Annotated in this window: 17 protein-coding genes; 13 read left to right on the top strand and 4 right to left on the bottom strand. The window is 67.3% G+C overall.

Annotated features, from left to right (window positions below; all coding sequences use genetic code 11):
- Position 1: 1 nt before the first annotated feature.
- From PKO50_RS27725 to trpC, 11 genes are all read left to right on the top strand, one after another.
- Positions 2-838 carry a phage tail protein gene (locus PKO50_RS27725; RefSeq protein WP_275627821.1) on the top strand — a complete coding sequence of 279 codons (837 nt, stop codon included), beginning with the start codon at positions 2-4 and terminating at the stop codon, positions 836-838.
- Positions 822-1,028 carry a tail protein X gene (locus tag PKO50_RS27720; protein ID WP_009615647.1) on the top strand — a complete coding sequence of 69 codons (207 nt, stop codon included), beginning with the start codon at positions 822-824 and terminating at the stop codon, positions 1,026-1,028. Before PKO50_RS27725 ends, PKO50_RS27720 begins: the two co-directional genes overlap by 17 nt.
- A 46-nt stretch (positions 1,029-1,074) precedes the next feature.
- Positions 1,075-2,091, top strand: coding sequence for a contractile injection system protein, VgrG/Pvc8 family (locus tag PKO50_RS27715; protein ID WP_275627820.1), 1,017 nt, complete (start codon positions 1,075-1,077; stop codon positions 2,089-2,091).
- An 11-nt stretch (positions 2,092-2,102) separates the two neighbouring features.
- Positions 2,103-2,720 (top strand): glycoside hydrolase family 19 protein, encoded by a 618-nt coding sequence (locus PKO50_RS27710; RefSeq protein WP_275627819.1) that lies wholly within the window; start codon positions 2,103-2,105, stop codon positions 2,718-2,720.
- Positions 2,717-3,091, top strand: coding sequence for a hypothetical protein (locus tag PKO50_RS27705; protein ID WP_275627818.1), 375 nt, complete (start codon positions 2,717-2,719; stop codon positions 3,089-3,091). The genes PKO50_RS27710 and PKO50_RS27705 overlap by 4 nt, the downstream gene beginning before the upstream one ends.
- A gap of 19 nt (positions 3,092-3,110) precedes the next feature.
- Positions 3,111-3,377, top strand: coding sequence for a hypothetical protein (locus PKO50_RS27700; RefSeq protein WP_275627817.1), 267 nt, complete (start codon positions 3,111-3,113; stop codon positions 3,375-3,377).
- 25 nt (positions 3,378-3,402) lie between these two features.
- Entirely contained in the window at positions 3,403-3,879 is a 477-nt protein-coding gene (locus PKO50_RS27695; protein WP_275627816.1) for a hypothetical protein, read from the top strand.
- 75 nt (positions 3,880-3,954) lie between these two features.
- The gene (locus PKO50_RS27690; RefSeq protein WP_275627815.1) at positions 3,955-4,215 is read left to right on the top strand and encodes a hypothetical protein; all 261 of its coding nucleotides are present in this window, start codon (positions 3,955-3,957) and stop codon (positions 4,213-4,215) included.
- 312 nt (positions 4,216-4,527) lie between these two features.
- Positions 4,528-5,124: an aminodeoxychorismate/anthranilate synthase component II gene (locus tag PKO50_RS27685; protein ID WP_275627814.1), complete on the top strand. Its 597-nt coding sequence runs from the start codon at positions 4,528-4,530 to the stop codon at positions 5,122-5,124.
- Positions 5,121-6,170 (top strand): anthranilate phosphoribosyltransferase, encoded by a 1,050-nt coding sequence (trpD, locus tag PKO50_RS27680; RefSeq protein ID WP_089392992.1) that lies wholly within the window; start codon positions 5,121-5,123, stop codon positions 6,168-6,170. Before PKO50_RS27685 ends, trpD begins: the two co-directional genes overlap by 4 nt.
- Positions 6,167-7,003 carry an indole-3-glycerol phosphate synthase TrpC gene (trpC, locus tag PKO50_RS27675; RefSeq protein WP_109931826.1) on the top strand — a complete coding sequence of 279 codons (837 nt, stop codon included), beginning with the start codon at positions 6,167-6,169 and terminating at the stop codon, positions 7,001-7,003. The genes trpD and trpC overlap by 4 nt, the downstream gene beginning before the upstream one ends.
- 221 nt (positions 7,004-7,224) lie before the next feature.
- Here trpC and crp read toward each other — a convergent pair whose 3' ends face one another.
- Positions 7,225-7,872: a cAMP-activated global transcriptional regulator CRP gene (crp, locus tag PKO50_RS27670; RefSeq protein ID WP_043269230.1), complete on the bottom strand. Its 648-nt coding sequence runs from the start codon at positions 7,870-7,872 to the stop codon at positions 7,225-7,227.
- A 360-nt stretch (positions 7,873-8,232) separates the two neighbouring features.
- Here crp and PKO50_RS27665 point away from each other — a divergent pair, with 360 nt between their 5' ends.
- On the top strand, positions 8,233-8,655 hold the full coding sequence (locus PKO50_RS27665) for an OsmC family protein (RefSeq protein WP_109934860.1): 423 nt from the start codon (positions 8,233-8,235) through the stop codon (positions 8,653-8,655).
- A 220-nt stretch (positions 8,656-8,875) separates the two neighbouring features.
- Entirely contained in the window at positions 8,876-9,670 is a 795-nt protein-coding gene (speD, locus tag PKO50_RS27660) for an adenosylmethionine decarboxylase (RefSeq protein ID WP_275627813.1), read from the top strand.
- Between the two features lie 129 nt (positions 9,671-9,799).
- Here speD and coq7 read toward each other — a convergent pair whose 3' ends face one another.
- The 3 genes from coq7 to PKO50_RS27645 form a co-directional block, all read right to left on the bottom strand.
- Positions 9,800-10,447: a 2-polyprenyl-3-methyl-6-methoxy-1,4-benzoquinone monooxygenase gene (gene coq7, locus PKO50_RS27655; RefSeq protein WP_275627812.1), complete on the bottom strand. Its 648-nt coding sequence runs from the start codon at positions 10,445-10,447 to the stop codon at positions 9,800-9,802.
- A gap of 98 nt (positions 10,448-10,545) precedes the next feature.
- Positions 10,546-10,884, bottom strand: a complete 339-nt coding sequence (locus PKO50_RS27650) for a histidine triad nucleotide-binding protein (RefSeq protein ID WP_009615667.1) — start codon at positions 10,882-10,884, stop codon at positions 10,546-10,548.
- Positions 10,885-10,961: 77 nt separating this feature from the next.
- Positions 10,962-11,753: an SDR family oxidoreductase gene (locus PKO50_RS27645; protein WP_109934858.1), complete on the bottom strand. Its 792-nt coding sequence runs from the start codon at positions 11,751-11,753 to the stop codon at positions 10,962-10,964.
- Positions 11,754-11,783: the final 30 nt, after the last annotated feature.

The raw sequence follows: 11,783 nt of genomic DNA, 5'->3' as shown, positions 1-11,783 counted from the left end.
CATGGCTTACATGGAGCAACTACAGGCCGGGCTGCGGTCCATCGGCCAGGCCATCGAGGCCGGCCGCCGCGACCTGAAGGGCACGCTCGAGCCGCTGGACCAGGCCATCGGCGAGCTACAGGACGCCAGTGGCCAGCTGGAAAAACTGCTGGGCCTGCCACCTGGCGTGTCGGCACCGCTGCAACGGGTGATGCGCGGCATCGACCAGGCCAACGCGCGGCTGGACAAGGTGGTGGCCGTCTATTCGAAGGCCGAGCGCGCGGTGCAGCGGGTGGATGAGCGCCTCGACGCGCTGGGGCAACAGGCGGCGCGGGCCGGGCAGGCGATCAACCGCATTGCCGGGGCGGTCAGCCCGAAGCTGGCCAACATCATCCCCAGCGAGCTGCTGGCGCCGCTGACCACGCCGGCGGCCGAAGCGGTCAAGCCGCAGCCCCACCTGCTGGTGATGCGGCCGCTGGCGCCCAACGCCACGCCCTTCTACTTCAACCTGTCCACCGCGGCCTTCGACAAGCTGGTGCGCGATACCCAGTACAGCTGGGTCCCCCAGGCGCGCCTGGACCGGCGCCCGGCCCTGCAGTCGCCGGGGCAGGGCTCGGAGACGCTGAGCCTGAGCGGCACCATCGCCACCCTGCTGGGGGCCGGCGTCGGCCAGTTGCAGAAGCTGCGCGACATCGCCGCGCGCCGCGAGCCGCTGAGCCTGAGCAACTGGTCCGGCCAATTGCTGGGCAACTGGTGCATCACCCGCATCGGCGAGAACCAATCCAGCCTGCTGAGCGACGGCGTGCCGCGCAGCCAGGCCTTCACCCTGGAGTTCACCCGCTATGGCGACGATCTGTAGAACCGCGGACGGCGACTGCCTGGACAGCCTCTGCCAGTACCACTACGGGCACCTGCTGGGCAGCGTGGAAGCTGTCCTCGAAGCCAACCCCGGCCTGGCTGATGAGCCCCAACCGCTGCGCGCCGGGCTGCTGATCCGCCTGCCCGAGCTGCCGCCACCCAGCGATCCCCGGGTTCGCCTGTGGGACTGACCCCCGACCCCGCTCCGGCGGGGTCTTTCTTTTACGGAGGCCCGAAGTGCGCCCGACCTTCCGTCTGCTCGCCAACGGCAGCGACATCACCCACCTGCTCAGCGACCGTCTGCTCAGCCTGGTCCTGACCGACAAGCCGGGCCTGGAGTCCGACACCTTCGAGCTGGTCCTCGACGACCGCGACGGCGCCATCGCCCTGCCCGGGCGCGGCGCGTGGCTGGACCTCTTCCTCGGCTACGCCGGGGAGGAACTGGCGCCCATGGGCCGTTACCGGGTGGATGCGCTGCGCTTCGACGGGCCGCCCCGCCGGCTGACCCTGAGCGGCCGGGCCGGCGACATGCACGGCGACGGCAAGAGCACCCGCTGCGCCGCCTGGGAGAACGCCAGCCTGGCGCGGATCGTCTTCGACCTGGCCGCGCGCAACCAGTGGAGCGCGCGCTGCCCGGTGCAGGTGAGCGTCGCCCGCGCGGAGCAGTTGAACGAATCGGACTTCAACTTCATCACCCGCCTGGCCCGCCAGCACGACTGCACCGCCAAGCTGGCCGACGGCCTGTTGCTGGTGCTGCCACGCCAGGCGGGGGAGAGCGCTTCCGGGCACATCATCGCGACGCTGGAGCTGATGCCGGGCGACGTCGGGTCCTTCGACCTGCGCCTCGACGACCGCACCGTCTACCGCAGGGTGAAGACCCGCTACCAGGACCCGGCCAGCGGCGCCATGCGCCAGGTGGTGCTGGAGAACCCGAAGGCGCCGGAGGGCGTCGGCGCCGAGTTCGCCGACCGCCACCCCTACCCGGACCGTGGCGCCGCCGAGCAGGCGGCCAGGGCACGGCTGGCCGACTTCAACCGTGGCAGCGCCTTCGTGCGCCTGCAGTTGTCCGGGCGCAGCGACCTGTTCGCCGAGCGCAGCGTGCGGTTGAGCGGCTTCAAGGACGGCCTGGACGGCGAGTTCCTCACTGACTCGGTGGAACAGCGCCTGGATGCCAGCGGCTGGAGCACCACCATCACCTGCAACGGCGGCGCCCAGGGCAAGGCCGATGCCGCCAGCGGCAAAGGGCGCAGCTGAGGGAGGACGGCATGGAGATCACTGACCAACAGCTGCTGCAGCTGTTTCCCCGCGCCGGCCCGGTCCTGCCCTGGCTGGTGCCGGCGATGCGTGCCCACGGGCTGGGCAGGCCGGCGCGCACCGCCGCCTTCCTCGCCCAGGTCGGCCACGAGAGCGCCGGGCTCACGCGCCTGGTGGAAAACCTCGCCTACAGCGCCCAGGGCCTGGCGGACACCTGGCCGCGGCGCTTCCGCAACGCCGCCGGCAAGCCGACCGCGCTGGCCTGCCGGCTGGCCTATCAGCCCCAGGCCATCGCCGACTGCGCCTACGCCGGGCGCAACGGCAACGGCGACGAGGCCTCCGGCGATGGCTGGCGCTATCGCGGCCGGGGCCTGCTGCAGGTCACCGGGCGCGCCAACTACCGGCGCGTTGGCGCGGCCCTGGGCCAGCCTTTCGAGGCACAGCCGCAACTGCTCGGCGAACCGCGCTGGGCCTGCGAGTCGGCAGCCTGGTGGTGGGCGGCCGAGGGCCTGAACGAACTGGCCGACGCCGGGCGCTTCGAGGACCTCACCCGGCGCATCAACGGTGGCCTCAATGGTCTGGCCGAGCGCCAGAAGCTGTGGCGCCGGGCGCAGGAGGTGCTGGGATGAGCCTTTACGGCAAGCTGGTCGCGATGCTGGTGCTGGGCCTGATCGGTGTAGCCGGCGGCGCCTGGTTCGCGGCGCAGCATTTCCGTCCACGGCTGGAGGCCGCGAACCTGGAGGCGGCGCGTTGCGCCGAGCGCCGCAGCACGCTGGAGCAACGGGTCATGGAGCAGAACCGTCGCCTGGGGGAGCTCGCGCTCAGCGCGCAGTTGCGCGAACAGGCGGCGACCCGGGCCTTGCGCACGGCCCAGGCTGAGGCTGATGCCTACGAGGCCAACGCGCAGCGCTTGCTCGCCGGGCACAACGACGGTGAGGACTGCGCTGTAGCACGGCAATTGATCGACCGGGAGCTGGCGCTCCCTACCCATTCACATTGAACCTTGAAGGAGAAAACCCATGGCCAACCTGCTCAAGGCGCTTGCCCAGGAACTGAAGGCGGCAATCGCCGGTGGAATAGCTGGAGCGGCAGTGGACAAGGCGCTTTCCAGCAAACCCTGTACCCGGATTGTCTACGAGCCTGTCAGTTGCATCGAGTGCGGTGCCTGCGAGAGTGACATCGATGCAGCGACTTCGGTCACCATAGAAACGCGTGACGCCATCGTCAGGCTGGAGAACGCCGCAACGTCTTGTCCCACCCAGGCCTTGCGTGTAGAACCTTGCTGAGCAATCGCGCAGCCACTGAGTTGAGATGAAGTACGCGGCCCGGCTCCACGCCTACCTGACCTCCGAAAATTCCGTTGCCCTGCAGTCCTCGCTCGTCGCCATGGTAGCGATGGTGATTTCCTCCTTGCTACTGATGTTGACCTACGGCTTCGTCAGCGTTCCGGAAATCGACGATTCGTCGCCCACCACCATCGACCTGGTCAGCGTGGTCCTGTTGGCACCTCTCATCGAAACGGTGCTGCTGGTGCTGAGCCTGGAGTTCTTCAGGCTGCTCATCGGGCGCCCGGTGGCCGTCGCCGTCCTGGTCGCCCTGGGCTGGGCCGCGGCGCATTCCAGTGTCAGGCTCACCTGGGGTATCGGCGTGGTGGCGTTCTTCCTGATCGCCTCCTACCTGTATCTCCATTGGCGCAGCCGCAGCCATCTACGCGCGGTCCAACTGCTGCTCTTCCCTCACATGCTCATCAATCTCACCGCATGCGGGCTGTGGTGGGCGACTGCCTGACGGCCAGCCAGGCCGTACCCACGGCAGCCCCTCAATGACCCACCGCTGTCCCTGCACCCAAGAGGAAGCATCGCCATGCGAGTCTGCTTGTTGGCCGGGGCGCTTCTGTTAGTGGCCTGTTCCAGCCGTCCGGCGCCGGAGCCGCGCAGCGTGCGGGTGGAGGTGCCGATCGCGGTTCCCTGCCGCGCGCCCATGGTCGCCGAACCGGTCTGGGCGACCACCGGCCTGGCGAAGGCGGACGGCCTGCAGGCCAAGGTCCGCGCACTGCTCGCCGAGCGCCAGCAGCACCTGGGCTACGAGGCCCGCCTGCGCGCCGCGCTGCAGGCCTGCCGCTAGCCGCCCGCCGGCTTCAGGCGCCGCGCGGGCCCGTGCGGCTTGCGTTGCCGGGCGGCCATCGGCTACTGTTCGGCAATCATTTGGCGAGATCGCTACCGTGATTCACCGCAACAGCATCCTCATCTCCCTCCTCAAGGCATTCGCCCGCTGGCGCTGGCGCGCCTGATTCCTTCTTTCCCGGCCCTCGCGCCGGTCCCTTCCCCGCGTTCGTCCCCCCATCCGCTGGCATAATGGCCAGGTCCTGCCCAGGCCGCCCAGGGTGCGCCGGCGACGCGAATCGAAAGCAGTGCAATCATTGAGGTCCGAGCAGACATGCTGCTGATGATCGACAACTACGACTCCTTCACCTACAACCTGGTGCAGTACTTCGCCGAGTTGAAGGCCGATATCCACGTCATTCGCAACGACGAGATGAGCGTCGAGCAGATCGCCGCGCTGAACCCCGAGCGCATCGTGCTCTCCCCCGGGCCCTGCACCCCCAACGAGGCGGGCGTGTCCCTGGAGGTGATCCGGCATTTCTCCGGCAAGCTGCCGCTGCTGGGCGTGTGCCTGGGGCACCAGTCCATCGGCCAGGCCTTCGGCGGCGACGTGGTGCGCGCGCGCCAGGTCATGCACGGCAAGACCAGCCCGGTGTTCCACAACGACCAGGGCGTGTTCGCCGGCCTGAACAACCCGCTGACGCAGACGCGCTACCACTCCCTGGTGGTCAAGCGCGAGACGCTCCCCGAGTGCCTGGAGATCACCGCCTGGACCGCCCATGACGACGGCTCCGTGGACGAGATCATGGGCCTGCGCCACAAGACGCTGAACGTCGAGGGAGTGCAGTTCCACCCCGAGTCCATACTTTCCGAGCAGGGCCACGAGATGCTGGCCAACTTCCTCAAGCAACAGGGCGGGGTGCGCGCATGAACATCAGGGAAGCCCTCGACCGCGTGGTCAACCAGCTCGACCTCTCCACCGAGGAAATGCAGGCGGTCATGCGCGAGATCATGACCGGCCAGTGCACCGACGCGCAGATCGGCGCCTTCCTCATGGGCATGCGCATGAAGAGCGAGACCATCGACGAGATCGTCGGCGCGGTCTCGGTGATGCGCGAGCTGGCCGACGGCGTGAAGCTGCAGAGCCTGGACCGCGTGGTCGACGTGGTCGGCACCGGCGGCGACGGCGCCAACATCTTCAACGTCTCCTCGGCCTCGGCCTTCGTGGTCGCCGCCGCCGGGGGCAAGGTGGCCAAGCACGGCAATCGCGCCGTGTCCGGCAAGAGCGGCAGCGCCGACCTGCTGGAGGCCGCCGGCATCTACCTGGACCTGAAGTCCGAGCAGGTGGCCCGCTGCATCGAGAGCGTCGGCGTGGGTTTCATGTTCGCCCAGGTCCACCACAAGGCCATGCGCTACGCCGCGGGCCCGCGGCGTGAGCTGGGCCTGCGCACCCTGTTCAACATGCTCGGCCCGCTGACCAACCCGGCGGGCGTGCGCCACCAGGTGGTCGGCGTGTTCAACCAGGCCCTGTGCCGGCCGCTGGCCGAGGTGCTCAAGCGCCTGGGCAGCGAGCACGTGCTGGTGGTGCATTCGCGCGACGGCCTGGACGAGTTCAGCCTGGCCGCCGCCACCCACGTCGCCGAACTCAAGGACGGCGAGGTGCGCGAGTACGAAGTGAAGCCGGAAGACTTCGGCATCCGCAGCCAGACGCTGATCGGCCTCACCGTCGACAGCCCGCAGCAGTCCCTGGAGCTGATCCGCGACGCCCTCGGCCGGCGCAGGACCGAGGCCGGGCAGAAGGCCGCGGAGCTGATCGTGCTCAACGCCGGCGCCGCGCTCTACGCCGCCGACCTCGCCAGTTCGCTGCACGAGGGCATGCACCTGGCCCACGATGCCCTGCACACCGGCCTGGCCCGGGAAAAAATGGACGAACTGGCCGCCTTTACCGCCGTTTACCGAGAGGAGAATGCACAGTGACTGTGCCCACGGTTCTGCAGAAGATTCTGGCCCGCAAGGCCGAGGAAGTCGCCGAGCGCCGTGCGCACGTCTCCTTCGCCGAGCTGGAGCAGCGCGCCCGCGCCGCCGACGCCCCGCGCGGTTTTGCCGCGGCGCTGCTGGCGCAGGCCCAGCGCAAGCAGCCGGCGGTGATCGCCGAGGTGAAGAAGGCCTCGCCGAGCAAGGGCGTGCTGCGCGAGAACTTCTCGCCCGCGGACATCGCCCGCAGCTACCAGGAGGGCGGTGCCACCTGCCTCTCGGTGCTGACCGACATCGACTACTTCATGGGCAGCGACGCCTACCTGCAGGAGGCCCGCGCCGCCTGCGCGCTGCCGGTGATCCGCAAGGACTTCATGATCGACCCCTACCAGGTGGTCGAGGCCCGCGCCATCGGCGCCGACTGCATCCTGCTGATCGTCTCCGCGCTGGACGACGCGCGCATGGCCGAACTGGCCGCGGTGGCCAGGGAGCAGCAGCTCGACGTACTGGTCGAGGTGCACGACGGCGATGAGCTGGAGCGCGCGCTGAAGACCCTGGACACCCCGCTGATCGGCATCAACAACCGCAACCTGCACACCTTCGAGGTCAGCCTGGACACCACCCTCGATCTGCTGCCGGAGATCCCCCGCGATCGCCTGGTGGTGACCGAGAGCGGCATCCTCAACCGCGCCGACATCGAGCTGATGGAGGTCAACGAGGTCTACGCCTTCCTGGTCGGCGAGGCCTTCATGCGTGCCGACGACCCGGGCGTCGAGCTCAAGCGCCTGTTCTTCCCCGAGCGCCGCAGCGTGGTGCTGGGCGCCGACCCGGACTGAGCCCGCGCGCCGCGCAATGAAAAAGGCCGGCATTCCAGGCTGTGTGAAAACCTCAGGATCGGTCCCGCTGGTTAAAAAACAACCTGGATTTCGCGTTTCTACGCGGATTCTGGATTGGCTGAATAGCCAAGCCTCTTCAGATTTCACGTAGGAACGCTCTCTTCGAAGAGCCGCTCGGGTTTTCACACAGCCTGATTCGCCGGCCTTTTCGCATCTGGTGTTCAGCGGGTGCCGAACACCACCATGGTCTTGCCCTTCACGTGCACCAGGCCCTGTTCCTCCAGGCTCTTCAGCACGCGGCCGACCATCTCCCGCGAGCAGCCGACGATACGGCCGATCTCCTGGCGGGTGATCTTGATCTGCATGCCGTCGGGGTGTGTCATGGCGTCCGGCTGCTGGCACAGGTCCAGCAGGGTGCGGGCGACGCGCCCGGTGACGTCGAGGAAGGCCAGGTCGCCGACCTTGCGCGTGGTCTTGCGCAGGCGCTCGGCCATCTGGCTGCCGAGGGTGAGGAGAATCTCCGGGTCCTGCAGGCAGAGTTCGCGGAACTTGGTGTAGCTGATTTCCGCCACCTCGCACTCGCCCTTGGCGCGAACCCAGGCGCTGCGTTCCTGGGCGGCGCTGCCGTCCTTCTCGAACAGCCCCATCTCGCCGAAGAAGTCCCCGCTGTTGAGGTAGCCGATGATCATTTCGCGGCCGTCGTCGTCCTCGATCAGGACGGTGACCGAGCCCTTGATGATGAAGAACAGGCTTTCGCAACGATCCCCGGCGTAGATGATGGTGCTCTTGGGGGTGTAGCGGCGGCGGTGACAGTGTGCGAGCAACTTGTCGAGGTTTTTGTGTTTGGGTGTAAGGGTAATAGCTACCATGCCCGAGTCCCGAAATTATAAGAATGGCCCTGTGCACGACAGGCGCTTTGTCGAGTTGTTATGTGTCGTCCTTGGCTGGATTACCGTGACTTTACGATGCTCTCCCCCGAGCATCGGTGCCGCCGCTACAATGGCCGGCGGTCTTTTTAATGGCAAGAGCTTAAACAGACGCCCTGGCGCCGACAATCGAAAGCTGGTCGGGCCGTCAATTTAACCTCAGGAGTGTGCCAGTAAAATGACGCCAGCATAATAGAACGTTAGGGTATCAGGGCTCGAATTGAGACCTGGTCAACATCGCCTGAGCATTCCAGGCCTTGTGGTAAGCTGGCGCCCCCTTTTTTTTCCGGCGGAAGCCTTTGCATGAAAGCGAGAATCCAGTGGGCCGGCGAGGCCATGTTCCTCGGTGAATCCGGCAGCGGTCATGTGGTGGTGATGGACGGTCCGCCCGATGCCGGTGGCCGCAACCTGGGCGTGCGCCCGATGGAAATGCTGCTGCTCGGCCTGGGCGGCTGCACCAACTTCGACGTGGTAAGCATCCTCAGGAAGGGCCGCCAGCCGGTGGAGAGCTGCGAGGCCTTCCTCGAGGCCGAACGCGCCGACGAGGACCCGAAGGTGTTCACGAAGATCCATGTGCATTTCGTGGTCAAGGGCCGTGGCCTGAAGGAAGCCCAGGTCAAGCGCGCCGTCGAGCTGTCGGCGGAGAAGTACTGCTCGGCCTCGATCATGCTAGGCCGCGCGGGCGTGGCGATCACCCACGACTACGAGATCGTCGAGCTCGGCTGATTCCCCTCGTCACGTGATCGTCATGGCGGTGGCGTAAAGGCTGGCAGAGGTCGCCCGACCTCTGCATAATGCGCCACCTTTTTTCGGGGCCAGGCCCCAAACCAAGCAACCACAATCGCCAACGCGAAGAGGTGTAAACCGTCCTACGCAGGTGCGCCGTATGCATCTGACGGGCATGCTCAACCACGCGGCAGAGCCGCATTGAAGAGAGTTCCCCACGGTGAAAAGCAAACTCAAGCTCCACGGGTTCAACAACCTGACGAAGACCTTGAGCTTCAACATCTACGACATCTGCTACGCCGAGACGCCGGAAGACCAGCAGGCCTACGTGCAGTACATCGACGAAGAGTACGATGCCGAGCGTCTGACGCAGATCCTCACGGATGTCGTCGACATCATCGGCGCCAACATCCTGAACATTGCCCGTCAGGACTACGACCCCCAAGGCGCCAGCGTTACCATCCTGATCTCCGAGCAGCCGGTCACCCCGACCGACAGCCAGATCGAGGAGTCCCCCGGGCCGCTACCGGAAACCATACTGGCGCACCTGGACAAGAGCCACATCACCGTGCACACCTACCCGGAGATCCATCCGGTGGAAGGCATCGCGACCTTCCGGGTGGACATCGACGTTTCCACCTGCGGGGTGATCTCGCCGCTGAAGGCGCTCAACTACCTGATCCACCAGTTCGATTCGGACATCGTCACCGTGGACTACCGCGTGCGCGGCTTCACCCGCGACGTGGAGGGCAAGAAGCACTTCATCGACCACGAGATCAACTCGATCCAGAACTACCTCTCCGACGACACGTACGAGGCCTACCAGATGACCGACGTGAACGTGTACCAGGAGAACCTGTTCCACACCAAGATGCTGCTCAAGCAGTTCGACCTGGACAACTACCTGTTCGGCGACGCTACCAGCAACCTCTCGGCGGAGCAGCGCAAGCAGGTGGAAGAGCGCGTCCGCCACGAGATGCTGGAGATCTTCTACGGCCGAAATATGCCGCGCTGAGGCGGCTGCAGGCTTCAGGCGGCAGGCTGCAGGCAGGAGCGAGCGAACCGGGCTCCGGCGCGGAATCGTTCGCGAGCAAGCTCGCTCCTACGAAGGGCGCCCCTCGCGCTCTTGCCTGCCGCCTGCCGCCTAGATGCGATAGGTGGTCTTGGTCATGACCTTGGACAGCAGCGACATGCCGAACTTCACCGGCGCCGGGAAGCGCACGCCGCCGGCGTCGATGGCGCTGTTGGCGTGGTGTTCCTCGTCCACGCGCATCTGCTCGAGGATGGCGCGGCTCTTCTGGTCTTCGGCCGGCAGTTGCTCCAGGTGCTCGTCGAGGTGCTTGCACACCTGGTCCTCGGTGGCCGCGACGAAGCCCAGGCTGATGCGGTCGCTGATCAGCCCCGCCGCCGCGCCGACGCCGAAGGACAGGCCGTAGAACAGCGGGTTGAGCAGGCTCGGGCGGCTGCCCAGTTCGCGGATGCGCTGTTCGCACCAGGCCAGGTGGTCGACTTCCTCGTCGGCGGCTTCCTCCATGGTCTTGCGCACCTGCGGCAACTTGGCGGTCAGCGCCTGGCCCTGGTACAGCGCCTGGGCGCAGACCTCGCCGGTGTGGTTGATGCGCATCAGCCCGGCGATGTGGCGGCTGTCGGCCTCGTCGAGTTCGGCGTCGGGCTGCACGATGGCCGGCGACGGGCGCGCCGGGTGACCGCTGAAGGGCAGCAGGGTGCGCAACGCGGCATCGGCCTGCAGCAGGAAGCGGTCGGCGGGGGAATAGTGACGGTCGGCGGACATGGCGCACCTCCGAAAGGGAAAACAGCGGCCAGTTTAACGGATTGCCGATGACAGGTCTTGCGGCGGGGCGGCTGCGCGGCCGCCCGGCGCCTGGCGGCTCAGCCCGGTGGCCAGTGCATCTGGCGCTGGCCGAGGACGTGCATGTGGATGTGGTGCACGGTCTGGCCGCCCAGGTCGTTGCAGTTCATCACCACCCGGAAGCCTTCCGCGCAGCCCTGCTCGGCGGCCAGGCGCTGGGCGGTGAGGAGGATGTGCCCGGCCAGCGGCTTGTCGGCCTCCTCCAGGTCGTTGAGGGTGGCGATGTGGCGCTTGGGCACCACCAGGAAATGCACCGGCGCCTGCGGGCCGATATCGTGGAAGGCGATGACCTGGTCATCTTCGTAGAGCTTGCGCGCCGGGATTTCCCCCGCGGCGATCTTGCAGAACAGGCAGTCCATGGGATGTCCTCCGGTAGGGGGCGATGGTCCGCAGTTTAGCCGGCCGCGCCCGGGGAACCCAGCCCGCCGTGGCCGGCCTAGCGCAACGGCAGGACCGAGCGGTTGGCCCGCCCGGCGATCCAGCGCACCAGCCAGCGCGGCGCCAGGCGAGGGCTCCAGGCCATCAGGCGGTTGCGCCAGCCGGGGATGATGATGGCCTTGTTGCGCTGCAGGGCCTTCACCGTGATCAGCGCCACTTCCTCGGGGCTCATCATCAGCTTGCTGCCGTCCAGGCGTGTGGCCTCCACGCTGGCATTGCGGAAGAAGGCCGTGCGCGTCGGCCCCGGGCACAGCACCGAGACCTTGACGCCGTGGCGCTTGAGCTCGGAGCGCAGCGCCTCGGACAGGTGCAGGACGTAGGCCTTGCTGGCGTAGTAGTTGCTCATCCACGGGCCGGGCATGAAGCCGACCACCGAAGCCACGTTGAGTATCTGCCCGCCGCCGCTGCGCGCCATCTGCCCGCCGATGGCGTGGCACAGGCGCGCCAGGGCGAGGACGTTGAGCTCGATCATCTCCTGCTCGCGGGACCAGTCCTGCTCGACGAAGGCGCCGCCGCTGCCGAAGCCGGCGTTGTTCACCAGCAGCTCGATCTGCCGGCCGGACTGCTCCAGCTCGTGCAGCAGCCCGGACAGCTGCAGCGGCTCGGACAGGTCGCAGATACGGAACAGCACATCCACGCCGAAGCGCTGGGCCAGCTCATAGGCGATGCTTTCCAGGGCATCGCGCTGGCGCGCCACCAGGATCAGGGCCTGGCCGCGGCGCGCCAGGGCCTCGGCCAGGGCGAGGCCGATACCGCTGGAGGCGCCGGTGATCAGGGCATAGCGTGGCATCGATGGGTCTCCGGAATGGGGCGCGGATTC

It is taken from the genome of Pseudomonas sp. 273 (genome assembly GCF_029201425.1).
Lineage (GTDB): Bacteria > Pseudomonadota > Gammaproteobacteria > Pseudomonadales > Pseudomonadaceae > Pseudomonas > Pseudomonas delhiensis.
Note: the sequence above shows the minus strand (reverse complement) of the source record. Positions and strands in the feature narration are given on the sequence as shown.

Coding starts and splice junctions, on each gene's coding strand:
- PKO50_RS27725 (WP_275627821.1), top strand. CDS start 2: ATGGCTTACATGGAGCAACTACAGGCCGGGCTGCGGTCCATCGGCCAG.
- PKO50_RS27720 (WP_009615647.1), top strand. CDS start 822: ATGGCGACGATCTGTAGAACCGCGGACGGCGACTGCCTGGACAGCCTC.
- PKO50_RS27710 (WP_275627819.1), top strand. CDS start 2,103: ATGGAGATCACTGACCAACAGCTGCTGCAGCTGTTTCCCCGCGCCGGC.
- PKO50_RS27705 (WP_275627818.1), top strand. CDS start 2,717: ATGAGCCTTTACGGCAAGCTGGTCGCGATGCTGGTGCTGGGCCTGATC.
- PKO50_RS27700 (WP_275627817.1), top strand. CDS start 3,111: ATGGCCAACCTGCTCAAGGCGCTTGCCCAGGAACTGAAGGCGGCAATC.
- PKO50_RS27695 (WP_275627816.1), top strand. CDS start 3,403: ATGAAGTACGCGGCCCGGCTCCACGCCTACCTGACCTCCGAAAATTCC.
- PKO50_RS27690 (WP_275627815.1), top strand. CDS start 3,955: ATGCGAGTCTGCTTGTTGGCCGGGGCGCTTCTGTTAGTGGCCTGTTCC.
- PKO50_RS27685 (WP_275627814.1), top strand. CDS start 4,528: ATGCTGCTGATGATCGACAACTACGACTCCTTCACCTACAACCTGGTG.
- trpD (WP_089392992.1), top strand. CDS start 5,121: ATGAACATCAGGGAAGCCCTCGACCGCGTGGTCAACCAGCTCGACCTC.
- crp (WP_043269230.1), bottom strand. CDS start 7,872: ATGGTAGCTATTACCCTTACACCCAAACACAAAAACCTCGACAAGTTG.
- PKO50_RS27665 (WP_109934860.1), top strand. CDS start 8,233: ATGAAAGCGAGAATCCAGTGGGCCGGCGAGGCCATGTTCCTCGGTGAA.
- coq7 (WP_275627812.1), bottom strand. CDS start 10,447: ATGTCCGCCGACCGTCACTATTCCCCCGCCGACCGCTTCCTGCTGCAG.
- PKO50_RS27650 (WP_009615667.1), bottom strand. CDS start 10,884: ATGGACTGCCTGTTCTGCAAGATCGCCGCGGGGGAAATCCCGGCGCGC.
- PKO50_RS27645 (WP_109934858.1), bottom strand. CDS start 11,753: ATGCCACGCTATGCCCTGATCACCGGCGCCTCCAGCGGTATCGGCCTC.